Consider the following 26206-nt stretch of genomic DNA (forward strand, 5'->3'; position numbering starts at 1 on the left):
CACGGGGCCGCCGAATTCCGGCGACGGGACAGATGTATTTAAAGGAGACGGGCTGATGGCAAAACCGCTTATGGCCAAGGCAACAGCCGTATGGCTGGTGGACAACACCACGATCAGCTTCAAGCAGATCGCGGATTTCGTAGGTATGCACGAGCTTGAGGTGCAGGGCATCGCCGACGGCGACGTGGCCGCTGGCGTCAAAGGCTTTGACCCCATCGCCAATAACCAACTAACCCAGGACGAGATCGACGCCGCGCAGAACAACCCGCTGCACAAGCTCAAGCTTAAGTTCAACGCTGCTGCGGCAGGCGAGGAAAAGCGCCGTGGCCCGCGTTACACCCCGCTGTCCAAGCGTCAGGACCGTCCGAACTCGATCCTTTGGCTGGTCAAGTTCCACCCTGAACTGAGCGACGGCCAGATCGCCAAGCTGGTCGGCACCACCAAGCCCACCATCCAGTCGATCCGCGAGCGCACCCACTGGAACATCGCCAACATGCAACCCATCGACCCGGTTGCCCTGGGCCTCTGCAAACAGTCCGAACTGGATGCGATCGTGCAGAAGGCGGCCGCCAAGAAAGCCGCCGAAGGTGGCGTCATGAGCGATGACGAACGCCGCAAGCTGGTTTCGACCGAGCAGTCGCTGGAAATGGACGCCGCGCCAAAAATCCCGACCGCCATCGAGGGCCTCGAGACATTCTCGCTGTCTGACGAGCCGGTCGAAGAAAAAGACGACGAACCGGTCATCGACGCGGATAGCTTCTTCAACCTGCCCAAAGGCGGGGCCGAGGATGAAGACGAAGACGATCTGCGCCCCTAATCTACAGACAGCCCCTGCCTGAACAGGCCGGGGCTTTTTTGACGGTACCCCCATGCTGAATGTCTTGTCTGCCCTATTTGGTCCACACCGTGCCGTGTCGATCTATGCTTTTATGAAAACCAAGGGTCTGGCTGTGCTCGGAGGTGTCGGAGTCGTTGCCGTTGCAGCGGCCCTATTGCTTCTCAACGATGACGGGCGCCACGAACACGAAGCATTCATGACGGTTCCGGTCCTGTCTGCCACGCCGATCAACGGAGATCTCAAGAATGGGGTCATTGCCTCGGTACGGTTGCCGGACGGGTCTGCAACGTCGATCTCGTCGACAGAATCACCGATTTCCCAGACCGTTGGCGACAGCGCCTGCATAGAAAAACGCGTGTATGTCGAAAGTGGTGAACCGCGATACCGCTTCAAGCTGCCACGCTACTGCGACGCAAGCTGATCACGCGAAACCGTCCGGTGAGAAAACACCGGGCGGTTTTTCCTTTTACGCGTCTGGGGTTCAGCTTGGCACCCAAATCGCACTAAACCATCTGAAAGATGATCCCTGCGATAATGGCGCCGGTTATGCCCAGCCCCAGATAGGTCGCAAACACCTTCGGCTTGACCAGCGACCAGACGGCTGCCATGGCCGGGATCGAACTGACCGCACCTGCAACCATGAAGGACATGGCGGCACCGACGCTCATCCCTTGTTCAGTCAGACCGGCCAGCAGCGGCGGTGCGACGTATGAGTTCAGGTAGGCCGGCATTCCAACCAGGGCTGCGATAACGATGGGCACGACACCCTCACCACCAACCACGCGGGCAATCAGATCGGCGGGCACATAGCTGACCAGCAGCGCCTCAAGGACATAGGCAAGGGCCAGCCATTTCAGCAAGAACAGACCGTTGTGAACAAACTCGGTGCGAAAGCGCTGACGACGCTCGGGCTGCTGCCAGAACCGCCAGACGGGTTTGTCGTCTTGCTTTGGGCCGCACCCGCAGCATCCAGCGGGTTTGTATTCCCGGAGCGGTTGCGCGAATGCGCCGCTGCGCATCAGACCGCGCACGACAAAACCACCGAACAATCCCAAGGCAACGGCGGCTACGGCTTTACCGATCGCGAACGGCCAGCCCAACGCACCTGCGGTGATCAGCAATGTGGGCGGGTCGATCAAAGGCGAGCTGAGCCAGAACGCCATCACCGCCGACAAGGGCGCACCCAGCGCCAGCAGACCGGCGATAAACGGGATCACCTCGCAGGAACAAAATGGTGCCAACCCACCAAACAGAGCGGCGAGGAAAATCATCCGTGTCTCGCGCCCCTCAAAGGCGCGCGCGACCATGACTTCGGCCCCTGTCGCCTTCAGGTAAGACAGAAGCAGGACGGCAAACAAGATATATTGACCGGTGTGGGCAAGGGCCTTGCCTGCGAATGTGACAACCTCTGCCCAGTTTCCGGGGTCCAGAACCGCCACGGCAATCAAGATCGCAACGATCACAGCCCAAGGCGTTTTAATCACGTCCAGCGCGGCTTTTCCCGAAATCTTCGGGTTCTGTGTCAGTTCAGCCATCGTTCGCGGCCTTTCCTTCTTCGTCCACGCAGCACTCGGACAGGATGAACTGCGCCAGGTTTCGCAACTCGTCATAGCTGGCGCGGTTGATCGTGGTGCGCCCGATCTTTTCCTGCTGCACCACGCCTCCGGCTGCCAGAAACCGCAGGTGATGGGCCAGCGTAGAAGGCGCGATACCCGTGCGTTCCTGTATTTCCCCTACGGTCAGCCCGGCTTCACCTGCACGGACCAGAGTTTTCAGAACCTTCAACCGGGCCTCGGACCCCATGGCCGAAAATCCCGCAGCGGCGGTTTCCCACATTTCGTGTGCTCAATTAAACTAGATTTCTAGTTATTTAGGCGAGTCGATTTCTGGTGTCAATGAAAATGATCAAAAACCAGTAAGTCCAGATTGCTCACCCCATAAGTCCACCCTATAAAGCCCTATGGGCATTTCGGTCGACACTTTCTTTCTGGAACTCAACGGTCAGGGCACGCTGCAGGCACAGATCCAGCAGATGATTGCCGAGGGTATCCTGTCGGGCCGTTTCCACGTGGGTGAGAAACTGCCGTCATCCCGCAAACTGGCCGCACATCTGGGGGTCAGCCGGATCACGGTAACGCTGGCCTATACGGAGTTGCTGGCCAATGACTACCTCACCTCCAAAGGGCGGTCGGGGTATTATGTGTCGGAAAATGCGCCGGTGCCGCCGAAATACACGCCCACTCCGCGCGGAAATGAAACGGTCGATTGGAACACGGCGCTGGCCCGGCGTTTTTCGGACGGGGATACCCTGACCAAACCCGCAGATTGGCGCGATTACCGCTATCCGTTCATCTATGGTCAGGCCGACCGGTCGCTGTTTGACCACGCCAACTGGCGGCTTTGCGCGGTCAGGGCGCTGGGACATAAGGATTTCGATTCCCTGACCGGGGATTACGTGGATCAGGACGACCCCCTGCTGGTCGAGTTCATCGCCCGCCACACCCTGCCCCGCCGCGGCATCGCAGCCCGACCCGAAGAGATTCTGATTACAATGGGCGCGCAAAACGCGCTTTGGCTAGCCTCGCGCATTCTGTTGAACCGCAACCGGACGGCGGTGATCGAAGACCCGTGCTACTATGCCCTTCGCGACCTGCTGAACCATTCCGATTGCAAAGTGGCCCCGGTCGCCGTGGACCGCGACGGCTTGCCACCCGAGGCATTGCCCGACCAGACCGATGTGATTTTTACCACCCCCAGCCACCAAAGCCCGACCACCGCGACCATGCCTGTGGACCGGCGCACCGCTCTGCTGGCCCATGCCCGCGAATTGGACGCGATGGTGGTCGAGGATGACTATGAATTCGAGATGGCCTTTCTGGGTGCGCCCTCGCCCGCGCTCAAGTCGATGGACCGGGACGGGAGGGTGATCTATGTGGGCAGCTTCTCGAAATCGCTCTTTCCCGGCTTGCGCCTTGGCTACATGGTAGGGTCCGAGCCTTTTATCCGCGAGGCCCGCGCCCTGCGATCACTGGTCTTGCGCCACCCGCCAGGACATATCCAGCGCACGGCCGCCTATTTCCTGTCGCTTGGCCACTATGACGCGCAGATCAGGCGGATGTCCAAGGCGCTGGCCCAACGGCGCACGGCGCTAGATCAGGCCGTCGAACAGAATGGCCTGACTGTCGCCGGGCGCGGCGTTCTGGGCGGTTCATCAATCTGGATGTCGGCACCGGATCATGTGGACACAACCCGGCTGGCTAAGGCCCTGCAAGGCCAAAGCGTCCACATCGAACCCGGCGCGCCATTCTTTTCCGAACCCGACCGGCCCCGGAATTTCTACCGTCTGGGATATTCCTCAATCGCGCCGGATCGCATCGCACCGGGCGTAAAACGCATCGCCGAGGCGATCCGCGACTATTAGCGGAATACTGGACCTATTCCGCTGCGCATTCTGGCCCTAACGTCACTCTTCCCCATCCGTCAAAACCATATCTAAAGGCGGGGCGAAAGACCCAGCCATTCCACATATGCGCGGAGATCATTCAGATGAAAATGACCACGGAAGAGGCCTTTGTTAAGGTTCTGCAAATGCACGGAATCGAACATGCGTTCGGGATTATCGGCTCGGCCATGATGCCAATCTCGGACCTGTTCCCTAAGGCGGGGATCATGTTCTGGGACTGCGCGCATGAAGGCAGCGCCGGAATGATGGCCGACGGCTATACCCGCGCCACCGGCAAGATGTCGATGATGATCGCGCAGAACGGGCCCGGCATCACCAACTTTGTCACCGCTGTTAAAACCGCCTATTGGAACCACACCCCGCTGCTGCTGGTCACCCCGCAGGCCGCGAACAAGACCATCGGTCAGGGTGGTTTTCAGGAAGTCGAGCAGATGAAACTGTTCGAAGACATGGTCGCCTATCAGGAAGAGGTCCGCGACCCGTCCCGCGTGTGCGAGGTTCTGAACCGCGTGATCATGCAGGCCAAACGCGCCAGTGCGCCTGCGCAGTTGAACATCCCGCGCGATATGTGGACTCAGGTCATCGACGTCGACCTACCCGCAGTTGTTGAGTTCGAGCGCCCTTCGGGCGGCGAAAGCGCCGTGGCGCAGGCGGCCGATCTGCTGTCGAATGCCAAGAACCCGGTGATCCTGAACGGCGCGGGCGTGGTTCTGTCCGAAGGCGGGATCGAGGCGTCTAAAGATCTGGCCGAGCGTCTGGATGCGCCGGTCTGCGTTGGCTATCAGCACAACGATGCCTTCCCCGGTTCGCACCCGCTGTTTGCCGGGCCGCTGGGCTATAACGGCTCAAAAGCGGGGATGGAATTGATCAGCGAGGCTGATGTGGTTTTGTGCCTCGGCACCCGCCTGAACCCGTTCTCGACCCTGCCCGGCTATGGCATGGAATACTGGCCGACGGACGCCAAGATCATTCAGGTCGACATCAACGCCGACCGGATCGGCCTGACCAAGACGGTTTCGGTGGGCATCATCGGTGACGCGGCCAAGGTGGCCAAGGGCATTCTAGCGCAGCTAAGCGATACTGCAGGCGATGCAGGGCGGATTGAACGCAAGTCGCGCATCGCCCAGAAAAAATCCGCATGGGCGCAGCAACTCTCCAGCATGGACCACGAAGATGACGATCCAGGCACCACATGGAACCAGCGCGCCCGCGCCGCCAAGCCCGACTGGATGAGCCCCCGCATGGCGTGGCGCGCGATTCAGTCCGCCCTGCCGAAAGAGGCGATCATCTCGTCCGATATCGGCAACAACTGCGCCATCGGCAATGCCTACCCATCCTTCGAGGATGGTCGCAAGTATCTGGCGCCCGGCCTGTTCGGCCCGTGTGGCTATGGCCTGCCGTCGGTTGTGGGCGCCAAGATCGGCAACCCGGACGTGCCGGTTGTCGGGTTCTCGGGCGACGGAGCCTTTGGTATCGCGGTCAACGAACTGACCGCCATCGGGCGCGAGGAATGGCCCGCCATCACCCAGATCGTCTTCCGCAACTATCAGTGGGGGGCCGAAAAGCGAAACTCGACCCTGTGGTTTGACGACAATTTCGTTGGCACCGAGTTGGACACCAAAGTGTCTTACGCCGGAATTGCACAAGCTTGCGGTCTGAAAGGCGTCGTGGCGCGCACGATGGACGAGCTGACGGCCGCCCTGAATCAGGCTATCGAAGACCAGAAGAACGGCATCACCACCCTGATCGAAGCCATGATCAATCAGGAACTGGGCGAACCCTTCCGCCGCGACGCGATGAAAAAGCCGGTGGCGGTTGCGGGCATCAGCGCCGATGACATGGCCCCACAGGCCGGGGCGTAACCCCCGTGAAGCCTCTGCGCGCCATTCTCGGGACGGCAAGCGCGTCGGACAAAATCATCGCCCTGTCCGAGGGCGACGATCCCCGCGTTGTCGAAGGCGCGGTGAAAGCCGTAAAAGAGAATGTCGCGCGGATCATCCTGATCGGAGACAGGGCCGAAGTTTCGGCCCTGCTTGAAACCCATGACGGGTATGATTCAGACCGGATCGACATCCACGATCCGGCCACGTCGGACCTGACGCCCGGCCTTGCGCAAGCGCTATACGAACGGCGCAAGCACAAGGGCATGACGTTGGAAAACGCGCGCCAGCAGATCACCAACCGTCTGATCTATGCCGCAATGCTGGTGCAACAGGACATCGCCGACGGCACGGTCGGCGGCGCGGTCGAGACAACCTCTGACACCGTGCGCGCCGCGTTACAGATCATCGGCACCGCGCCCGAAGCCGCGATGGTATCCAGCTTTTTCCTGATGTTGTTCTGCCAGGACCATCACGAGGTCAAAGGCGCCCGAATCTTTGCCGATTGCGGGCTGATTGTGGACCCCGACGCACAAGAGATGGCAGAGATCGCCCGCGCCTCGGCTGACTCCTACACGACCCTGACCGGCGAGGTTGCGCGGGTGGCGATGCTATCCTTTTCCACCTCAGGCAGCGCAGAACACCCTAAGGTTTCGAAAGTGGTCGAAGCGACGCAGATCGCCCGCGCCAAAGACCCAAGCCTGCTGATCGACGGAGAGCTACAGTTCGACGCCGCCTTCGTGCCTGAAATCGCCGCCGCCAAGGCCACGGACTCACCACTCAAAGGTGAAGCAAATGTCTTTGTCTTCCCCAGCCTGAACGCGGGCAATCTGGGTTATAAAATCGCGCAACGCATCGGTGGGGTCGAGGCGATCGGCCCCGTGCTGCAAGGATTGGCGAAACCCGCCAACGACCTGTCACGCGGCTGTTCATCCGAGGACATACTGCACATGATCGCCGTCACCGCCGTTCAGGCGCAACACAACGATTCCGGGACGTAAGTCGTCCTCACAAGAAAAAATGAAAACATTATTCCGATTTACCTCATTTTATGAGAAAGGTCGGATCGCAGTCTTTAAGGGGGGCGCTTTTGAACCAGCCAGTGATCGACACCTCGCCCAAGGTCTCAGACGAGGTCCGCAAGACCACCTGCTACATGTGCGCCTGCCGCTGCGGTATCAATGTCCACATGAAGGACGGCAAAGTTGCCTATATCGAGGGCAACCGCGACCACCCCGTGAACAAGGGCGTTCTGTGCGCCAAGGGCAGCGCCGGGATCATGCAGGTCAACGCGCCCTCGCGCCTTCGTAAACCGCTGCGCCGGGTCGGCCCGCGTGGCTCGGGCGAATTCCGCGAAATCGAATGGGACGAGGCGATCAGCACCGCTGTCGGCTGGCTGAACGAACTGCACGAAACCGCCCCACAGAAACTGGCCTTCTTCACCGGGCGCGACCAAAGCCAGAGCTTTACCAGTTTCTGGGCGCAGCATTTCGGCACGCCAAACTATGCGGCCCATGGCGGATTCTGCTCGGTCAACATGGCGGCGGGTGGGATCTACACCATGGGCGGCGCGTTCTGGGAATTCGGCCAACCCGACTGGGAGCACACCAAGCTGTTTATGCTATTCGGTGTGGCCGAGGATCATGACAGCAACCCGATCAAGATGGGGATCGGCAAGATCAAGGCACGCGGCGCGCGGGTGATCGGTGTGAACCCGATCCGCTCGGGCTATAACGCCGTCGCTGACGATTGGGTCGGGATCACGCCCGGCACCGATGGACTGTTTATCCTGTCGCTGATCCATGTACTGATGAAGGCAGGAAAGATCGACCTCGACTACATCAGCCGCTACACCAATGCGCCGGTTCTGGTGAACGCTGCCGAGGGCCCGGAAAAGGGCCTGTTCCTGCGCGACGCCGACGGTAAACCACTGGTGATCGACCGCGTGACAGGCGAGCCCACCGCCTTTGACAAACCCGGCGTCCGCCCGGACCTGTCGGCCACATACGACAAGGACGGCGTCACGCACCGCCCAGTTTTTCACCTGATGGCCGAGAAATACCTGTCCGACGACCACGCGCCCGAGGCCGTGGCCGAACGCTGCGGCATACCGGCCAAGCGCATCCGCGCCATCGCTGCTGAAATCGCCCGCGTCGCCTTTGACGAAGCGATCGAGCTGGACCACGAATGGACCGACTTCCGAGGCGAGAAGCACTCGAAAATGACGGGCCGCCCGGTCAGCTTCCATGCCATGCGCGGGATTTCGGCCCATGCCAACGGCTTCCAAACCTGTCGCGCGCTGCATGCCCTGCAAATCCTGCTTGGCACAGTCGAGGTTCCCGGCGGCTTCCGCTTCAAACCGCCCTACCCCAAACCGGTCGAGGCCCACCCCACCCCGCACGGCGACCGCCGCCCGGGTCGCCCGCTGGAAGGCCCCCATCTTGGCTTCCCGCGCGGCCCCGAAGACCTGCTGCTGGACGAAAACGGAAATGCCCAGCGCATCGACAAGGCGTTCACATGGGAAAACCCAATGTCGGCGCATGGGCTGATGCATATGGTGATCTCGAACGCCGCCGCCGGTGATCCTTACAAGATCGACACGCTGTTCATGTATATGGCGAACATGTCGTGGAACTCCTCCATGAACACCAAGGGCGTGATGGAGATGCTTTCGGCCAAGACCGAAGACGGCAAATACGTCATCCCCAAGATCATCTACTCGGATGCCTATTCCTCGGAAATGGTCGCCTATGCCGACCTGATCCTGCCCGACACAACTTATCTGGAACGACACGACTGCATCTCACTTCTGGACCGCCCAATCTGCGAGGCCGACGCCGCCGCCGACGCGATCCGCTGGCCCGTGATCGAACCCGACCGCGACGTACGCGGGTTCCAGTCGGTGCTCATTGAACTGGCCAACCGCATGAGCCTGCCGGGCTTCACAAACGAACACGGCACACCAAAATGGAAGGATTACGCTGACTATATCGTCAACCACGAACGCAAACCGGGCATCGGCCCGCTTGCCGGGTTCCGGGGTGAGGACGGCGACAAGGAAGGGCGTGGTGAGGTCAACCCGGACCAGTTAAACCGGTACATCGAAAACGGCGGCTTCTACGTGGCCCACATCCCCGAAGGCGCGGACTACTACAAACCGTGGAACACCGCCTATCAGGATTGGGCCGTTGACATGGGCCTCTATGACAGCCCGCAACCCTACTTGTTCCAGCTCTATTCCGAACCGATGCGCAAATTCCAACTGGCCGCCGAAGGGCATGGTGACCGCCAGCCCCCCGAGCACCTGCGCCAGCGCCTCAAAGACACGATGGACCCGCTGCCCATCTGGTACGAAACCGACCAGCAGGGCAACGAAGGCTTCACCGTCAACGCCCTAACCCAACGCCCCATGGCGATGTATCACAGCTGGGGCACCCAAAACGCATGGCTCCGCCAATTGCACGGGCGCAACCCGCTTTACGTGCCCACAAAGCTGATGCGCGAACACGATCTGCAAGACGGTGACTGGGCCAAAGTCAGTTCACCGCATGGGGAAATCACAATCCCAGTCATGGAAATGGCTGCACTGAACGAAAATACCGTGTGGACATGGAACGCCATTGGTAAGCGCAAAGGTGCCTGGGCCCTGCAAGAAGACGCCCCCGAAGCCACCAAAGGCTTCCTGCTGAACCACCTGATCCACGAACTCCTCCCACACAAAGGCGATGGAATGCGCTGGGCCAATTCCGACCCGATTACCGGTCAGGCCGCGTGGTTCGACCTGAAGGTCAAAATCGAAAAGGCCGCGCCGCCTGAGGATGCGGAAAGCCAACCGGAGTTTAGCCCGATCAAGTCGCCTGTGGGGACCGGGCCCAAAGACCTCGCTTGGAAGGTTGGCAAATGACCCGATCCGCTCTTCATCTGGCCCAAAATATCCCGGGGTCTGGGGCAGAGCCCCAGCCCGCCGTCACCCCAAACGCAGAGGCAAGGCAACCATGACCCAGCTCCCGCAATCCACCGAGCGCAAAATGGGGCTGGTGATCGATCTCGACACCTGTGTCGGGTGCCATGCCTGCGTAATATCGTGCAAAGGTTGGAACACAGAAAACTATGGCGCTCCCCTTTCGGATCAGGATGCCTATGGCAGCAATCCCTCAGGCACGTTCCTGAACCGAGTTCATTCCTACGAAGTGCAACCCAATCAAGGCCCGGCCCAACTGATCCACTTTCCAAAGTCCTGCCTGCATTGCGAGGACGCCCCATGCGTCACCGTTTGCCCAACCGGGGCCAGTTACAAGCGGGTCGAGGATGGCATCGTGCTGGTCAATGAAAGTGACTGCATCGGATGTGGGCTCTGCGCGTGGTCCTGCCCTTACGGCGCGCGTGAGATGGATATGGCGGAAGGTGTAATGAAGAAATGCACATTGTGTGTTGACCGTATTTACAATGAAAACCTGCCCGAAGTGGACCGAGTTCCATCCTGCGTTCGCACCTGCCCCGCAGGGGCACGGCATTTCGGTGATCTGGGAGACCCCGAAAGCGATGTCAGTAAATTGGTGGCCGAACGCGAAGGAATGGACCTGATGCCCGAGATGGGCACAAAACCCGTGAACGAATACCTGCCACCGCGCCCCAAAGATCAGGTGGAAGACCAGATTGATATTCTCGCGCCCCTGCTGGCTCCGGTCGCCGAAGAACCCAAGGGCTTTATCGGCTGGCTCGACAAAGCTCTGGAGAAGCTCTGATGCATCCAGCGCCTTCCGTCATCATCTTCACCACCCTGTCCGGTCTGGGTTTCGGTCTTCTCTTCTTTCTGGGTCTGGGGATGCCGGACGTCACCGGCTGGGTTGCGTTCGTCTTCTTTATTATCGCCTATGGCCTGTCTGTTGGCGGACTTATGGCGTCGACCTTCCACCTTGGGCACCCTGAACGCGCCTGGAAGGCCTTCACACAATGGAGGTCCAGTTGGCTTAGTCGTGAAGGTTGGTGCGCTGTCATCGCGCTGACCGTCATGGGCTTTTACGCGATTGGAGCGGTCTTTCTGGGACAAAAGTGGAGCGTGCTTGGGGTCATCGGGTCAGTGTTTTCGTTGGCGACTGTTTTCACGACGTCCATGATCTATACCCAACTCAAGACCATCCCTCGCTGGAACATGAAGCTGACACCGGCTCTGTTTCTGAGTTTCGGTCTGGCTGGCGGGGCTCTGCTTGCAGGTCAAACCCGGCTTGCCGTACCTTTGTTACTTATCGCCGCGACCATTCAAGCCCTTTATTGGTGGCAGGGCGACAAAGCGTTCGCCAAATCTGGAACCAACCTAGGCACGGCAACGGGTCTGGGGTCGCGCGGGGCAGTTCGGGCGTTTGAACCTCCGCATACCGGGACGAACTATCTGCTGCGCGAGTTCGTGCATGTCGTGGGACGCAAACATGCCGAGAAGCTGCGGATCCTTTCGTTTCTGTTGGCTTTCTTCGTACCAGTCGTTCTGCTGTTTTTGCCGTTCAACCACTTTTTTGCGCTGATCGCGGTGGTCTCGCATCTGGCGGGTGTCGCCGTGTCACGCTGGTTGTTTTTCGCGCAGGCCGAGCACGTGGTCGGATTGTATTACGGAAAGAGATAAAGAAGGGGGCCAGCCCCCTTCTTGGTCTTTCAGACCAATTCATCCCCCGGGATATTTTCAGCCAGATGAAGGGCGGACCCCGCCAAGGGTCAGCCGGGCTATAGGAGACCGGCGTGGACCAATGCCGCATCAATCGCAGATTTGGTACCTTCTTCCAGCTCAGTCAGAGGCGAACGGACTTCGGTGCTGCAGAGGCCGAGTTTACTGAGGGCGTATTTCGCGCCCACAAGACCCGGTTCAATAAAGATCGCCTCGTGCAAAGGCATCAGCCGGTCCTGATATTCCAACGCCTTGGCGTAATCACCCTGAAGCGTCGCTTGCTGGAACTCGGCGCAGAGTTTCGGCGCCACGTTTGCTGTTACCGAAATGCAGCCCACGCCCCCATGCGCATTGAAGCCAAGTGCAGTTGCGTCTTCGCCTGACAATTGACAGAAATCTGCGCCGCAGGTGGCGCGCTGCTGGCTGACACGCGCCAGATCGCCGGTGGCGTCCTTAACGCCCACAATGCTCGGCAGTTCCGCCAACTCTCCCATCGTTTCAGGCGTCATGTCGACGACCGAGCGGCCCGGGATATTGTAGATGATGATCGGAATATCTGCGCAATCGTGCAGCGCCCGGAAATGTGCGATCAGTCCTTTTTGCGTCGGCTTGTTGTAATACGGGGTCACAACCAGCGCGGCGTCAGCGCCAACCTTCTGAGCGAATCGCACAAAACGGATAGCTTCGACCGTATTGTTCGATCCCGCACCCGCGATCACTGGTACGCGCCCGGCCGACGCCTTTACGACCTCTGCGACGACGGTTTCGTGTTCATCATGGCTGAGGGTGGGGCTTTCGCCGGTGGTGCCAACGGGAACCAGACCGGTTGACCCTTCGTGAATTTGCCATTCGACCAACCGTTTGAGCGTATCCAGGTCCAACTCGCCGTTAGTGAACGGGGTGACCAGGGCTGGCATCGAGCCTTTGAACATGACACGCTCCTCAGAGTGCAGTTGGCAATTATTGTGCCGCCAGCGATCACAATCTGAGTGATGTGAGTTGATCCCGGCGGCGCAAGGTTTATCCTGAATGGCTCTATCCTTGGTTGGTTAGGAAATGCAAGGCATGACACGCGTTCTGACGCTATTGATGGCAATGATTCTGGGATCATTCGGGCAGGCGCATGCCGACGCAGCAAGCGATCTGCGCGCCGGGCTGGATGAAATGCGCAAAGGCGACTGGAATGCCGCTTTGCGTGAGGCAGGCGCGCGGGGATCGGTATCACGCGACATAATCGTCTGGCATTGGCTTCGCGAAGGTTTTGGCAGCTCTGGTGACGTACTGGTCTTTTTGGACCGTCGCCCTGATTGGCCGGGCCTGACATGGCTGCGCCGCAAAAGCGAACCGGCGTTTACCGGGGCAGATCCTGACCGTGTATTGAAGTTCTATGCCGATGTACCGCCGCAAGCGGCAGAGGGCGCATTGAACTATGCGGTGGCGCTCAAGGCCAAGGGGCGCCCAGGGGATGCCGAGGCAGATATCGTTGCGGCGTGGCGGACCATGCCGATGGGTAAAGGCCTGCAGAAGGATTACCTTGAAAACTTCGGGAAGCTCCTCAAGCCCCACCATGAGGCCCGGCTGGATCGGATGCTGTGGGATAACCACCTTGTCAGCGCTGGACAGATGCTGCCTTTGGTCGGGTCTGATCATCGTAAGCTGGCCGAAGCCCGGATCGCGCTGCAAAAGCGCCTGCCTGGTGTGGATGGTAAAGTTGCTGCCGTTCCCAAATCGTTGGCAGAGGCCCCGGGGCTAGCGTTTGACCGGTTTGTCTGGCGGGACAAAAAGGAACTGGACGACAGCGCCATTGACCTGATGCTGGCGCGGTCCACCGGCCCCGAGGCTTTGGGCGAGCCGGACAAATGGGCAGAAGGCCGACGCCGCCTGGCGCGGCTGGAGATGCGCGGCGGCGATATCAATCGCGCCTATGACATCGCGGCCAACCATCACATGACGCCTGAAATGGGCTATGGGTATGCCGATCTTGAATGGCTGTCAGGGTTCCTTGCCCTGCGCAAACTGAACGACCCGGCAACAGCCGTGCGTCATTTCCAGAATTTCTCGGACGCCGTTCAGTCGCCTATCTCGAAAGGGCGGGCCGGATATTGGCTTGGGCGGGCTTACGCGGCACAGGGCAATGCGGACAAGGCCTACGAAGCCTATGCCATGGGAGCGGACCATCAGACCTCGTTCTACGGATTGCTGGCGGCTGAACAGATTGGCCGCCCGTTCGATGGTGAATTGGCAAACCCCAGACGCGCGCCACATTGGAAACAGGCCGAATTCGCCGAGTCCAGCGTGCTGGAGGCGGGGTTGTTGCTGCTGCAAGCTGGCGAAGCAAACCTGTCGGAACGGTTCCTGACACATCTGGTGGAGGACCTGGACTCGGTCGAGGCAACTCAACTGGGTGATCTGGTTATCGAATTGAAAGAGCCTCATCTGGCCGTAATGATTGCCAAGCGCGCGGCCAAAACCGGTGTTGTCCTGCCTGCTGCCTATTACCCGGTGCATCCGGTGGCCGATCTGGGCCTGCCGATGGCCAAGGAGATGACGTTGGCCATTGCCCGCCGCGAAAGTGAGTTCGACCCCATTGTCGTCAGTGGGGCAGGTGCCCGAGGTTTGATGCAGGTCATGCCTGCGACCGCGCAGCTGGTTGCCAAAAACATGGGCATCCTCAGTGGTCATAAGACGGGCAAGCTGACGTCTGACTGGAAATACAATGCCAAGCTAGGTGCGAATTACCTGTCTGGGCTGGCGGCGGATTTCAACGGCAACGTAGTGATGATGGCCGCCGGATATAATGCCGGGCCGCGCAGACCGATCTCTTGGATGGGTCGGTATGGTGACCCGCGCGCAGGTGAGATTGACGTTGTCGACTGGATTGAAACGATCCCGTTCAGCGAGACCCGCAACTACGTGATGCGCGTCGCCGAAAGCCTGCCGGTCTACCGCGCCCGTCTGGGTCAACCGGCCCTGCCGATCCCGTTTTCGCAAGAGCTGATTGGCTCAACTCTGGCGGCGTTCGCGCCATAAGGTGAACAGGCCAGCGGCGATGACCAGTCCGGCGCCGATGACAACCGCGGGCCGCAGGGTTTCGCCAAAAACCGAGATTCCCAGAATCGCGCTCCACATCAGGTGGAAATAGGCAAAGGGCTGAACGGCGCTGGCTTCGGCCATTTCATAGCATTTGATCAGCAGCCAATGTCCCAGCACCCCGCTGAGACACAGCAACCCCATCCAGAACCAATCGCGGCTTTCCATAGGTTCCCAGAACCACATGCCGACCGCAGTCATGGCGACCGCTCCGGCGATACCGGTCCAGAAAAAGCTGGTTGCAGTGCTGTCCTGTCGGGCGACATACCGGGTCAGCAACCCATAGACCGCGAACATCAGAGCCGAGATCAGGGGGATCACTGCCAGCGGGTTGAACACGCCCATACCGGGTTGGAGGATAATCAGCACGCCCATGCAGCCGACGCCAATTGCCGTCCATCGCCGCCAGCCCACCTTTTCCCCTAATACCGGACCGCTAAGCGCCGCCACCAATAGCGGATAGCAGATGAACACAGCCTGACTTTCAATCAGACCCAGCACGGTAAAGGCATAAACGGCCACGCAAATCTCGCCGGCAAGCAGGACACCGCGCAATATCTGCCATCCCAGTTGGCTAGTCCGCGCCGTCACTCCGATGCCACCCGGGGCGCGAAGGGCCAGTGCCAGGACGAACGCTGCAAAGAACCAATACCGGATCATGACGACCATGTAGGTGTTGTAGTTACCTGCAAGGTGGCGGGACATGCCGTCCTGCAACGCGAACACAACGGTTGCCGCGATCATCAGGGCAATCCCTGCGCGTGTATTGTTTTGCTGCGTCATGATCTGACCGCCCGCGTCATATGGCGTTTGCGGCCATATCCGGGGACGCGAGTGACAGAAAAGCCCGCATCCTCCAATCCGCGGCGAACGAAACCTGCAGCCGTGTAGGTCGCGGCAGTACCGCCGGGGGACGTGTGGTCAGCCACATGCTGCATCAACTCAGCCCCCCACATTTCCGGGTTCTTGGCCGGAGAGAACCCATCCAGAAACCACGCCTCGGCAGACTTGGTCCAATTGGCCAGCGTTTCGCGCGCATCCCCTTCGATAACCTCAAGCCGCAGCGTACCCAGATCGCACGACCCTCCGCGCCAGTGCTGCAGAAAACGCGTGCTCCAGGGGGCGATTTCGGGAAAAGCCTCCAATGCGCGGGACATATCCGCAGGGTCCATTGGGTAGGCTTCGAAACTGGTAAAGCTCAAAGGTGTTGTTTGTCCGGACTTCTCCCACTCTGACCACGCGGTCAGCATGTTCAGGCCGGTGCCAAACCCAAGTTCAGCAATACGAAATCCCGGCGCGAAGCGCGCGGGCAGGTCGTTGCCGTCAAGAAAGACATGACGCGTCTCAGCCAGCCCGTTTTGCAACGAGTAATACGGGTCGTCGAACCGGTCTGAAACGGGTATTTGATCGTCGGTCCAAGTCAGTTCGGCACGCTGGTCTGCCATCGGGGAATCCTGTAGCTAAGCGGCGCGACACTGAACAAGGAAAAGGGGTTTGGCAATGGTCGATGTGACGGTACGCGGCGCGGGTATCTTTGGCCTGTCCATCGCCTGGACCTGTGCCCGACGCGGTGCAAAAGTTCAAGTCGTTGAACCTTTTGGCGCGGGCGCGGGATCAAGTGGCGGATTGGTCGGTGCCCTTGCCCCCCATGTCCCCGAGAACTGGAACGCGAAGAAAGCCTTTCAGTTCGACAGCCTGATCATGGCCCAACCATTTTGGAAAGGCGTTGAGGAAATCGGCGGGGTTTCAGCGGGTTACGCAAGGCTGGGGCGGCTTCAGCCCATTCCTGACGCCAGAACCTTGGAACTGGCTCACGCCCGCGCAGACACGGCGGCTGAACTGTGGCAGGGCAAGGCCGAATGGCGTGTCATTGAAACCGAACAACTGGGATCGTGGTGCCCACCCAGTCCAACTGGATACGTAATCCACGACACGCTCAGCGCCCGGATGCACCCGCGGCGCGCCTGTGCCGCGCTGGTATCAGCGTTGGCCGTCATGGGTGTTGATGTCGTGGCTGAGGCACCGGACAGGGGGCAAGTCGTTCACGCCACCGGGTTGGCTGGACTTCAGGAACTCAACGACGCATTGGGGAAAGTTGTCGGCAATGGCGTCAAAGGACAGGCCGCATTGTTGCGGTTCGACGCCGGAGATGTTCCCCAGCTCTTTGCCGATACGGTCCATATCGTGCCGCATGCGGATGGCACGCTGGCCATCGGCTCAACCTCCGAGCGCGAGTATGACGATCCAACCAGCACAGATGCCGCGCTTGAGGACGTGCTGGAGCGTGCCACGCGCGCAGTCCCTGTTCTGCACGGGGCCGAGGTGATCGAACGCTGGGCCGGGGTTCGTCCCCGCAGCAAAAGCCGTGCCCCTATGCTGGGCGCGCATCCCTTGCACAAGGGACAGTTCATCGCCAATGGCGGGTTCAAGATCGGCTTTGGAATGGCCCCGAAGGTGGCCGCGGTCATGGCCGATCTGATACTGGACGACCGCGATACGATCCCAGACGATTTCCGGCCCCAAGCGTCACTGTGACCGCGCGGCGGCATCGGCAATCATGCATTGCCGCCCGTCGGGGCCACGCACCCACATGCTCTGACCGTCCCGGCACAGGGTCGCAGTTTCGGTATGCATCAACGGCGAAGTCGCGCGGAACGAGAACCGTGCAAGCGGACCCATCACATCCTCGGCAAACAACATCAACAACTGGGCCAGCAACGGCCCATGCACGACCAGACCATCATACCCTTCGACCTGACGCGCATGGTCCAGGTCATAATGGATACGGTGACCGTTGAACGTCAGCGCCGAGTATCGAAACAACAAAGTCGAGTCGAAAGTTACCTCGCGCCGAGCGGTCTCGTCGGTCCGTGCGACCGGCGGCACAGGGCGTGGTTCATTGCCAGATGGATCGTTGCGGTAAACGAGGTCCTGCCACTCGGTCAGGCAATGCGTTTCATCCTGCCATATCTCGTGGCGCAGCGTGACAAAGGCCAGCGGCCCGGTTCGCCCTGTTTTGCGCAGAAGACTTTCCCGAATCGAGCGCCGTTCGGCTACCCTGCCCGCAAAAAGGGACGCATGAAACTCCAGCCGACCGCCTGCCCACATCCGGCGAGGCAAACCCAAATCGGGGATCAGGCCACTTCCAACCTTTGGGTGACCGTCCCGGCCAAGGCCGTCGGGTGGCTTTGGTGTCCAGAAATATAGCTGGTGGAAAAAGGCAGGCAAGGGTGTGCCTGCCCTAATGGTCCCGCCCTGCCCCAACGCGATCTGAAGCGCGGCGGCGCGGGCCGGGTCCAGAACATCTGTCCGTGTCTCTACCTTCATGGCAAAACACTAGACAGCGGAACCGGCACCGACAAGCGACCTGTGGTTATTGGAAACCAGCCTCGGCGCGCAGCTTCTGCATCAAAGTTTGCAGAGCGCTTTCGTATCTTTCGCTGGTCAGCTTCCCTTGCTCATCGAATTCACTGGAACTGCTGGCCAGATGAATTTCCGGCCCCTGCAAAATACGTGACTGGAACGGCACCATATAGCCGCGCAGCACCATTTGGGCCCGCTCTCCGCCTGCGCGACCCGCGGCGGCGGACATCACCGCAACGGGTTTGTCGGCCCATGGCTTGCCCTTGGTTCGGCTTACCCAATCCAACGCATTCTTCAACACTCCGGATGGCCCCTTGTTGTATTCAGGGGTCGAGATGATCACGGCATGCGCCTGTGCGATCTGGTCCGCTAGCAATTGAACCGGCTCGGGTATACCTTCGCCGTCCTCCAGATCACCGTCATAAAGCGGCAGGTTCAGGTCTGCCTCGACATATGTCCCGGGGTCAAACAGCCGCGCGGCTTCGCGCAGCAACTTACGGTTGGTTGCGCTCTGGCGCAGCGACCCGGACAGGCCAAGCAGGATCGGTTCAGTCATGGTAGGGCTCCGTGATGGTGTACTTCACTAACTAGCGCGACACCTCTGCGCGCCATAGCCCCCATGACGCGCAGTCAATGTGCAAAAAAGCCAGAGCACCTAATGATGCCCCGTCAGGTTCAGGTACGCCCGTTTGGAATGATCTCGATATCGACCCGTCGGTTAAGGGCCTTGCCTTCTGGCGTCAGGTTCGAGGCTGCCGGACGGTTCTCACCCAGTCCAATCGTGCTGATCCTTGCACTGTTGACGCCATTGGCCTGCAAAATATCGGCGACAGAACGCGCCCGACGTTCTGACAGGGACTGATTGTACGACGCCTCGCCGTCACTGTCCGTATGGCCAATGACCTGCACGGTTGAGTTGGGGTAATTGACCAGGTTTTGCCCCACCCGCACCAGATCGGACCGCAGCGCCGGGCGCACGGTCGAACTGTCGGTGTCAAAGGTGATGTCGTTCGGCACGGTGACAATCAGCCGGTCTCCGGCATTGGTTACGGTAATCCCCTGATTGGCCAATTGCTGGCGCAGTTCTGCGGCCTGCTGGTCCAGTTGGTTACCGATCAGGCCGCCGCCGGCCGCACCAATCGCACCACCAGCCAACGCACCAAGAAGCGGATCAGAGCCATTCGCGATCGCTCCGACACCCGCACCAACCAATCCACCCAGAATCGCACCCTGTTTTGTGTTCTGGTTTGGGTCGGCTGGCAAATTCAGCGTACCGGGGTCCGTGCACGCGCCCAAAAACATTGCCGAGCACAGCCCGGCGGAAACAACAAACTTGGAAATGGTCATGAAATCACCTTCTGCTCTGGTACCCGTTTGCCGGGACCATCTTGTTCAGCGCAGTATATCGCGCCGACGCCGAGCAGGCTCAAGCAACAATCCGGTGATATCGGCAGTTACCCGCCAGTCATTGTTGTGTGACAGCGTCCCAGCGATTTTGCTCTTGCCATATCGCGCGAAGCGGCGCGCCCTGACCGCAAAAGTGATCATCGATCAGATCACAGGACCAGATGCGGTCGGTCCGAAAATGTCGAAACCCGTTTCTTAACTCGCACCATGCAGCAAGCATCGTGCACTCGATATGATAGATCAGCGCAACTGGGCGCACGGTCCGTTCCGTCCGGTCACCAGCAGAATTGACATAGGTAATACGGATCTTGCGCTCGGACCGGATCGCCTCACGGTAGTTCACAACCTGAACGCATCCCTTTTCGGGGTCGTCTGCGGGCGCGCCCCACGGGGCCACTTGCAGCCAATCCGCAGGCGCGCGCAGAGCGTCGATTTTGCGACACACCCGATCGGCGGCCTGTTGCAGCGTGCTGTCGCCGGTGCGCGCCAGCATGGACAGACCAACCCACAATGCTTCGACCTCTTCCGCGTCAAAGTTCAGTGGCGGCAGATCATAACCACGGCGCATCAGATACCCGATGCCCGCCTCACCTTCGATTGGGGTGCGCTGCGCCTGCAACGCGGCAATATCGCGATAAACCGTCCGAACGGAAACCTCGAGCTTTTCGGCAAGCATCTCGGCGGTGACGGGCGCGTTTGAGGCGCGCAGAATTTGGATGATCTCAAACAAACGGGTCGAACGGCGCATGAAAATCTCCGGCTGAACTGCTGACACTCTAACACAGCCCCCTGACAAGGTGGTGTCAGCAGTGATCGGCAAGGCTGGACCAACACAAAAAAGGATGCCCTCCATGCCAAGCCGAGACAATCATGTTCTGATGACCCTCAAACTGGGTCAATGGTCCGATAAGCACAACCTGCGCGCCTTTGAAATAGAGCGCAAAGTCGCAGCAAACCGTCAACGCTGCACCGCCAGACGCCGAGCAAGGCGGTTTTCTCTGGGCAATCTCAAGCTGCACTGGACCAACGTAATATGACGTCAGAAATCGGGCGCCGCGCGGAATTTCATTGAAACGCCGCCCTCGGGGTTTTTCAGGCGCAGTTCTTCGGAATGCAGCATAAGGCGCGGATAGTCGCGCGCTGCACCGTCCGCATAAAACGGGTCGCCCAAAATCGGGTGACCCAAAGCCTGCATGTGGACCCGCAACTGATGGGACCGCCCGGTTTTCGGAAACAGGCGCACACGGGTCGTGTCGCCTTCGTGTTTAACGACCCGCCAATCCGTGACAGCAGGTTTACCAGTCTCATGACACACCTTCTGACGCGGGCGATTGGGCCAATCCACAATCAGCGGCAGATCAATGGTGCCGGTTTTGGGTTCAACCCGACCAAACACACGCGCGACATAGGTTTTGCGCGTCTGGCGCTTCTCGAACTGCATGCTCAAATGCCGTTGGGCGTGCGGGGTCTGCGCGAACACCATCACCCCCGACGTATCCCGATCGAGCCGATGCACCAACAAGGCTTGCGGAAAGGCTGCCTGCACCCGTGTCAGCAGGCAATCGGCAAGATGCTCTCCGCGCCCCGGAACCGACAACAGGCCCGATGGTTTATTCACCACGATCAGTTGCGCATCTTCGTGCAACACGTCCAGAGGTGTTTGGGGTGGATCGTAGGGTTCGCTCATGCGCGCCTGCCTACCGCAGCCCGCTGCCTCCCGCAACGTCGTCCTTGCTTGCGCCGCATAGTTCCGCAACTCTGCCCCTAAAGCGGAGGAAAATTCATGCACCCCACAATCGAGCGCATGCAAGAGGTTGTTGCCAAAGGTGACGAATCCCAGATTCTAGAACTGCTGGCCGAGGATGTGCGGTTTTCACCCCCAACCTATTTCAGCACATGGACAGGGCGCGCCCCGGTCGCGGCGGTACTGGGCCACGTGGGGCAGGTGTTCACTGATTTTCACTATCGGCGGGTCATGGGCGCCGGCAAGGATTGGGCGTTGGAATTTCAGTGCAAGGTTGGCGATCTGGATGCGGTCGGCGTAGATCTGATCACGTTGGATGACGATGGTATGATACAGGAGTTCGAAGTCGTCATGCGCCCCTACAAAACGATTGGTGCCCTGCGCGAAGCGATGATGGCCCGCGTCATGACCGATCCGCGTTTTCTGGAATACAAAAACGCACTGAGCTGATGATGCCAGTAGCCCCAGACCAGTTGTTGCGGGTGCCGCTGCTGCCAGTTCTGGCCGCACAGGGCCTGTCTGTCCGACGGAGCGCGCAACTTTTGCCCGAACCCATAGGCCCCCGCAGCGGCCGAAATGGTCGGGGGCCCCGACTGCGCCTTTTGATCGCCGGGGACAGCTCGGCCGCCGGTGTAGGCGCCGGCACGCAGGCACAGGCGCTTTCAGGGCATCTGGTTCGGGAATTGTCCCGGCACTACACCGTCGAATGGCAGCTTGAAGCCATGACCGGCCACACCACGCAGGATACACTTAACCGCCTGCAGGTTTTGGTCGGCCAATTTGACATGGCAGTCACAGCGCTGGGAGTGAATGATGTCACGCATGGCGTCACACGTAAGAAGTTCGCCGACCGACAGACGCTATTGATGAACCTTCTTGTCCGGCAGTTTGGCGTTCGTCGCATTGTCGCGACAGGCGTCCCCCAAATGGCCCGGTTTCCAGCGCTGCCGCAGCCATTGGCCTGGGTTCTGGGTCAGCAGGCCGCCCGGTTGGATCAGGCTTTGCAAGAAGTCACCGCCGAGTTTTCTCAGGCTCGCCATCTAACGCTCAACTTGCCTGACGATCCCGCATTGGCCGCGCCAGACGGCTATCATCCCAGCCCAAAAACTTATGCCATCTGGGCATCCGAAGCCGCGACACTCCTGCGTCAGGCCTGAGCGCGCATCTGCCGGATCATTGGAATCGAGTACACAACCAACGCAGCCCAAATCAGCGGAAACGCAATCATGCGCCCCCTGTCGATCTGCTCGCCGAAAACAGTGATCGCGGTGATGAAGATCATGGTCGGTGCGATGTACTGCAATATGCCCATCGTCGACAGGCGCACCAGCTTTGCCCCGTTTGCATAAACCAGCAGAGGAACGGCCGTCACCACCCCCGCAGCGGCCAACAACAGGGTATCCGAACCCGTTGCCCCAAAATGCCCAGTCCCTTTGGCACCAAGCCACGTTACGTAAACCAATGCCGGAATCAATAGGATCAGAACCTCAAGCAGGAACCCCTGATTTGGGCCGATAGGCAAAGATCGCTTGAAGAATGCGTAGAACCCCCAACTGACCATCAGGCCCAGTGCCGCCCAAGGCAAACTGCCAGCCTGAAGAACTAAGACCAGTACGCCGGCCGCAGCAAGACCAACGGCAATCAATTGCGTTTTGTTAAGTGGCTCCCGCAGTAGAACCGCGCCCAAAGTTATGCTGAACAGCGGGTTGATATAATACCCAAGCGCGGCATCCAGCGCATTTCCGCTGGCAATGGCCCAGATGTAAATCGCCCAGTTCACAGATATCAGCGCCGCAGTCAAACAGGCCATGCCCAACATTTTGGGGTTTTGCAACGCCGCTTTCAGATCAGCGGTTCGCCCAAGCGCGATCAACAACGCACCTGCCACAGGTACCGACCAAATGACCCGATGCGCCACGATCTCAACCGGGCCGATATGCACCAACGCCTTCATGTAAAGTGGAAGAAACCCCCACAAAACATAGGCCGTGACCGCCAGCGCCAACCCTTTAGGCGTGTCGCCATTGTTCGACGGGACTGGGGTGTCTGCCATGGTGAGTCTCCGATTGATCTTGAAGCTCTGTAAGACAAACTCAGAAAAAAGAAATCCGCAAAATCTGTGACGGACACCATCATGGAATCTGATATGTCTCGCCAATTGCGACGGCTCACCTTGCGAGGCTCTGCCTCGCGCTCCGGGATATTTTTGGCCAGATGAAGAGTGGATCTCCTGCTTCATCTGGCCAAAAATATCCCGGGGGAGTCGCGGCTTGCCGCGGCGGGGGCAGAGCCCCCTATTCCCGCGCGTCAGACTTTTACGCGTTCCGATTTTGGATCATACATCGGTTTCAGCGATGCTTCTGCTGTGACTTTCACCCCGCAGACGTCGATCTCATAGCTTGAGGCCAAAACATCGGCAGCCTTTTCACCCGCGCAGGGCACATAGCCCAGACCGATGGCACCACCCAGCGTGTGTCCATAGTTGCCCGAACTCAGATAACCCACATATTCACCGTCCCGCAGGATGGGTTCGTTGTGGAACAGCAGCGGTTCGGGGTCAGTGAGTTTGAACTGAACCAATCGGCTTTGTGGTCCGGTTTCCTTTCGTGCGATCACTGCCTCGCGCCCGATGAAGTCGCAGCCCTTGTCGGTTTTCACAGCAAAGCCCAGCCCGGCATCGACCACGTGATCTTCACAGGTGATGTCGTGGCCGAAATGGCGGAAGCCTTTTTCGATCCGGCACGAGTCCATCATGTGCATCCCACAGAGTTTCAGGTCCATATCCTGCCCGGCCTCAAACAGGGTGTCGAAAACATGGCCTGCCATGTCTGAGGAAACATAAATCTCCCACCCCAGTTCACCCACATAGGTGACGCGATGCGCGCGGGCGAGGCCCATGCCGATCTCGATCTGTTGCGCGGTGCCAAACGGATTTGCCGCGTTCGAGAAATCAGCAGGCGAGACCTTTTGCAACAGCGTGCGCGCATTGGGACCCATGACGGCCAGAACACCTTCGCCTGCGGTGACATCCGTGATGACCACGTTGAACGCACCCGCGTGGCGCTGCATCCATGTCTGATCGGCCAAGCGTGTGGCGGCAGGTGTGACGACCAGATACGTGGTCTCGGACAGGCGGGTGACGGTCACGTCCGCCTCGATCCCACCTGTGCGATTCAGGAATTGAGTGTAGACGATCTTGCCATTGGGTACCGCGTAATCGCCGCCGCCGACATAGTTCATGAACGCCTCGGCCTCCGGCCCTTCAACGCGGATTTTGCCGAAGGAAGACATGTCATACATGCCCACAGTCTCGCGCACCGCGCGGTGTTCGGCAGCCGCGTTTTCGAACCAGTTCTGACGTTTCCAGCTGTAGTGGTATTCGCGTTCCTGACCTGCGTTGGCGAACCAGTTGGCCCGTTCCCACCCGGCGAGTTCACCCATGACAGCACCCTGTTCCAGCAGGTGATGGTGGAAGGGCGTACGCCGTACCCCGCGTGCGGTCGCCTTCTGGCGATAGGGATAGTGGTCGGCATAGAGCAGGCCCAGCGTTTCCTTGGAGCGTTCAAACAGATACTGTTTGTTGCCCTGAAACGGCTGCATCCGGCCAATATCTACATCGCCCAGGTCAAAGGGTTTTTCTCCGCTGTCCATCCACTCGGCCAGTGCCATACCCGCACCACCGGCGGATTGGATACCGATCGAGTTGAACCCGGCAGCGACCCAAACATTGTCCATCTCGGGCGCGAGACCCAGATGATAAGCGTCGTCGGGCGTGAAAGATTCCGGTCCGTTGAAGAACGTATGAATTCCCGCCTCGGCCAGCATCGGCATCCGGTTTACCGCCGCCTCTAGGATCGGTTCAAAGTGGTCGAAATCCTCGGGCAGTTGGTCAAATTCGAAACTATCGGGGATTCCATTCCTCGCCCAGGGCTTTGCGTTAGGTTCAAAGGCCCCCAGCAGGATTTTACCCGCGTCTTCCTTGTAATAGGCGCATTCATCCGGCACGCGCAGTACCGGCAGTTGGGTCAGACCGTCGATGCCTTCGGTGACGATGTAGAAGTGCTCGCAGGCGTGCAGCGGCACGTTTACGCCTGCCATGCGGCCGACCTGATGCCCCCACATACCCGCGCAGTTCACGACCATATCGCATTCGATATGGCCTTGCGTCATGCCATCATCGCTGACCCATTCCACAGAATTGACCCGCCTCCCCTGCCGAGAAATGCCGGAAACTCTTACCCGTTCCTGAACAATCGCCCCACGTTGACGCGCACCCTTGGCCAGTGCCAGCGCAATATTGGCGGGATCGGCCTGGCCATCGGTCGGCAACCAGACCCCCCCGGTCACACCATCAAGATTGATATGCCCGTAGCGCTCTTTCACCTCGGTCGGAGACAGCTCTTCGACCGGGACGCCAAAGGCGCGCGCCATTGCGGCGTTCCTGTAAAGCTCTTCCAGACGTTCGTCGGTCAGCGCGACCGAGACCGACCCGACTTGACGCATCCCCGTGGCTACGCCGGTTTCTTCTTCGAGCCCCAGATACAGCTCGGCCGAATAGCGCGCCAATTTGGTCATGTTCGACGTTGCGCGCAACTGCCCGATCAGGCCTGCCGCGTGCCATGTTGTGCCGCTGGTCAGTTGCTTGCGCTCCAGCAGGACAACATCGTTCCAGCCCTTTTTGGTCAGGTGATACGCGACCGAGCATCCGATGACGCCGCCGCCGATGATGACCACACGGGCCTTGTTGGGAAGATCAACCATCCTG

Annotated in this window: 25 protein-coding genes; 13 read left to right on the forward strand and 12 right to left on the reverse strand. The window is 59.6% G+C overall.

The genetic code is table 11. The features are described 5' to 3' along the window. The first annotated feature begins 55 nt into the window (after window positions 1–55). Together ACT2B1_RS17625 and ACT2B1_RS17630 are read left to right on the forward strand one after the other, a co-directional pair. On the forward strand, window positions 56–817 hold the full coding sequence (locus ACT2B1_RS17625) for a DUF1013 domain-containing protein (RefSeq protein WP_170485727.1): 762 nt from the start codon (window positions 56–58) through the stop codon (window positions 815–817). 52 nt (window positions 818–869) lie between these two features. After that, entirely contained in the window at window positions 870–1259 is a 390-nt protein-coding gene (locus tag ACT2B1_RS17630) for a hypothetical protein (RefSeq protein ID WP_171124372.1), read from the forward strand. An 82-nt stretch (window positions 1260–1341) separates the two neighbouring features. Here ACT2B1_RS17630 and ACT2B1_RS17635 read toward each other — a convergent pair whose 3' ends face one another. Together ACT2B1_RS17635 and ACT2B1_RS17640 are read right to left on the reverse strand one after the other, a co-directional pair. Further along, window positions 1342–2373 carry a permease gene (locus tag ACT2B1_RS17635; protein ID WP_171211171.1) on the reverse strand — a complete coding sequence of 344 codons (1032 nt, stop codon included), beginning with the start codon at window positions 2371–2373 and terminating at the stop codon, window positions 1342–1344. After that, window positions 2366–2674 carry an ArsR/SmtB family transcription factor gene (locus ACT2B1_RS17640; RefSeq protein ID WP_171124377.1) on the reverse strand — a complete coding sequence of 103 codons (309 nt, stop codon included), beginning with the start codon at window positions 2672–2674 and terminating at the stop codon, window positions 2366–2368. The genes ACT2B1_RS17635 and ACT2B1_RS17640 overlap by 8 nt, the downstream gene beginning before the upstream one ends. Window positions 2675–2798: 124 nt before the next feature. Here ACT2B1_RS17640 and pdxR point away from each other — a divergent pair, with 124 nt between their 5' ends. The 6 genes from pdxR (at window position 2799) to ACT2B1_RS17670 (ending at window position 11798) form a co-directional block, all read left to right on the forward strand. Further along, complete coding sequence (pdxR, locus tag ACT2B1_RS17645) at window positions 2799–4259, forward strand: MocR-like pyridoxine biosynthesis transcription factor PdxR (RefSeq protein WP_171124379.1); 1461 nt, start codon at window positions 2799–2801, stop codon at window positions 4257–4259. A 125-nt stretch (window positions 4260–4384) separates the two neighbouring features. Next, the gene (gene xsc, locus ACT2B1_RS17650) at window positions 4385–6163 is read left to right on the forward strand and encodes a sulfoacetaldehyde acetyltransferase (RefSeq protein WP_171240210.1); all 1779 of its coding nucleotides are present in this window, start codon (window positions 4385–4387) and stop codon (window positions 6161–6163) included. A 5-nt stretch (window positions 6164–6168) separates the two neighbouring features. Continuing rightward, entirely contained in the window at window positions 6169–7182 is a 1014-nt protein-coding gene (pta, locus tag ACT2B1_RS17655) for a phosphate acetyltransferase (protein ID WP_171126324.1), read from the forward strand. A 50-nt stretch (window positions 7183–7232) separates the two neighbouring features. Continuing rightward, window positions 7233–10085, forward strand: coding sequence for a molybdopterin oxidoreductase family protein (locus ACT2B1_RS17660; RefSeq protein ID WP_481668273.1), 2853 nt, complete (start codon window positions 7233–7235; stop codon window positions 10083–10085). Between the two features lie 91 nt (window positions 10086–10176). Further along, window positions 10177–10926, forward strand: a complete 750-nt coding sequence (locus ACT2B1_RS17665) for a 4Fe-4S dicluster domain-containing protein (protein WP_481668274.1) — start codon at window positions 10177–10179, stop codon at window positions 10924–10926. Beyond that, the gene (locus ACT2B1_RS17670; protein ID WP_171240208.1) at window positions 10926–11798 is read left to right on the forward strand and encodes a dimethyl sulfoxide reductase anchor subunit family protein; all 873 of its coding nucleotides are present in this window, start codon (window positions 10926–10928) and stop codon (window positions 11796–11798) included. The genes ACT2B1_RS17665 and ACT2B1_RS17670 overlap by 1 nt, the downstream gene beginning before the upstream one ends. Window positions 11799–11896: 98 nt before the next feature. Here the strand turns inward: ACT2B1_RS17670 and dapA are convergent, their stop codons facing one another. Further along, window positions 11897–12769: a 4-hydroxy-tetrahydrodipicolinate synthase gene (gene dapA, locus ACT2B1_RS17675; protein ID WP_481668275.1), complete on the reverse strand. Its 873-nt coding sequence runs from the start codon at window positions 12767–12769 to the stop codon at window positions 11897–11899. 133 nt (window positions 12770–12902) lie between these two features. Here dapA and ACT2B1_RS17680 point away from each other — a divergent pair, with 133 nt between their 5' ends. Further along, window positions 12903–14867, forward strand: coding sequence for a lytic transglycosylase domain-containing protein (locus tag ACT2B1_RS17680; RefSeq protein ID WP_481668276.1), 1965 nt, complete (start codon window positions 12903–12905; stop codon window positions 14865–14867). Here the strand turns inward: ACT2B1_RS17680 and ACT2B1_RS17685 are convergent. After that, complete coding sequence (locus ACT2B1_RS17685) at window positions 14841–15710, reverse strand: DMT family transporter (protein ID WP_171240205.1); 870 nt, start codon at window positions 15708–15710, stop codon at window positions 14841–14843. The genes ACT2B1_RS17680 and ACT2B1_RS17685 overlap by 27 nt on opposite strands. Next, complete coding sequence (gene mnmC2 / locus ACT2B1_RS17690; protein ID WP_171240204.1) at window positions 15707–16372, reverse strand: tRNA (5-methylaminomethyl-2-thiouridine)(34)-methyltransferase MnmC2; 666 nt, start codon at window positions 16370–16372, stop codon at window positions 15707–15709. The genes ACT2B1_RS17685 and mnmC2 overlap by 4 nt, the downstream gene beginning before the upstream one ends. 55 nt (window positions 16373–16427) lie before the next feature. Between mnmC2 and ACT2B1_RS17695 the strand changes: the two genes are divergently transcribed. Beyond that, window positions 16428–17462, forward strand: a complete 1035-nt coding sequence (locus ACT2B1_RS17695) for an NAD(P)/FAD-dependent oxidoreductase (RefSeq protein WP_481668277.1) — start codon at window positions 16428–16430, stop codon at window positions 17460–17462. Here the strand turns inward: ACT2B1_RS17695 and ACT2B1_RS17700 are convergent. The 4 genes from ACT2B1_RS17700 to ACT2B1_RS17715 form a co-directional block, all read right to left on the reverse strand. Beyond that, a complete protein-coding gene (locus tag ACT2B1_RS17700) occupies window positions 17454–18254 on the reverse strand; it encodes an HTD2 family dehydratase (protein ID WP_481668278.1) in 801 nt (266 codons plus the stop codon). The genes ACT2B1_RS17695 and ACT2B1_RS17700 overlap by 9 nt on opposite strands. A 46-nt stretch (window positions 18255–18300) precedes the next feature. Beyond that, a complete protein-coding gene (locus ACT2B1_RS17705; RefSeq protein WP_171240201.1) occupies window positions 18301–18846 on the reverse strand; it encodes an NADPH-dependent FMN reductase in 546 nt (181 codons plus the stop codon). Window positions 18847–18965: 119 nt separating this feature from the next. Further along, the gene (locus tag ACT2B1_RS17710; protein WP_171240200.1) at window positions 18966–19637 is read right to left on the reverse strand and encodes a YiaD family glycine zipper/OmpA-like lipoprotein; all 672 of its coding nucleotides are present in this window, start codon (window positions 19635–19637) and stop codon (window positions 18966–18968) included. 118 nt (window positions 19638–19755) lie between these two features. Further along, complete coding sequence (locus ACT2B1_RS17715; RefSeq protein WP_481668279.1) at window positions 19756–20445, reverse strand: helix-turn-helix transcriptional regulator; 690 nt, start codon at window positions 20443–20445, stop codon at window positions 19756–19758. A gap of 103 nt (window positions 20446–20548) precedes the next feature. On the opposite strand from ACT2B1_RS17715, the gene ACT2B1_RS17720 reads away from it, so the two are divergent. Further along, the gene (locus ACT2B1_RS17720) at window positions 20549–20734 is read left to right on the forward strand and encodes a hypothetical protein (protein WP_171240198.1); all 186 of its coding nucleotides are present in this window, start codon (window positions 20549–20551) and stop codon (window positions 20732–20734) included. Between the two features lie 2 nt (window positions 20735–20736). Here the strand turns inward: ACT2B1_RS17720 and ACT2B1_RS17725 are convergent, their stop codons facing one another. Beyond that, entirely contained in the window at window positions 20737–21384 is a 648-nt protein-coding gene (locus tag ACT2B1_RS17725) for an RluA family pseudouridine synthase (protein WP_481668280.1), read from the reverse strand. A 96-nt stretch (window positions 21385–21480) separates the two neighbouring features. On the opposite strand from ACT2B1_RS17725, the gene ACT2B1_RS17730 reads away from it, so the two are divergent. Both ACT2B1_RS17730 and ACT2B1_RS17735 read left to right on the forward strand, forming a co-directional pair. Next, window positions 21481–21891: a nuclear transport factor 2 family protein gene (locus tag ACT2B1_RS17730; RefSeq protein ID WP_171240196.1), complete on the forward strand. Its 411-nt coding sequence runs from the start codon at window positions 21481–21483 to the stop codon at window positions 21889–21891. Between the two features lie 2 nt (window positions 21892–21893). Continuing rightward, window positions 21894–22598 (forward strand): SGNH/GDSL hydrolase family protein, encoded by a 705-nt coding sequence (locus ACT2B1_RS17735; RefSeq protein WP_254449199.1) that lies wholly within the window; start codon window positions 21894–21896, stop codon window positions 22596–22598. Here the strand turns inward: ACT2B1_RS17735 and rarD are convergent. Both rarD and ACT2B1_RS17745 read right to left on the reverse strand, forming a co-directional pair. After that, window positions 22589–23494 (reverse strand): EamA family transporter RarD, encoded by a 906-nt coding sequence (gene rarD / locus ACT2B1_RS17740; RefSeq protein WP_171124411.1) that lies wholly within the window; start codon window positions 23492–23494, stop codon window positions 22589–22591. The two genes, ACT2B1_RS17735 and rarD, sit on opposite strands and share 10 nt — an antisense overlap. Before the next feature lie 254 nt (window positions 23495–23748). Continuing rightward, the gene (locus ACT2B1_RS17745) at window positions 23749–26202 is read right to left on the reverse strand and encodes a GcvT family protein (protein ID WP_481668281.1); all 2454 of its coding nucleotides are present in this window, start codon (window positions 26200–26202) and stop codon (window positions 23749–23751) included. Window positions 26203–26206: the final 4 nt, after the last annotated feature.

The organism is Ruegeria sp. S263 (assembly GCF_056780525.1).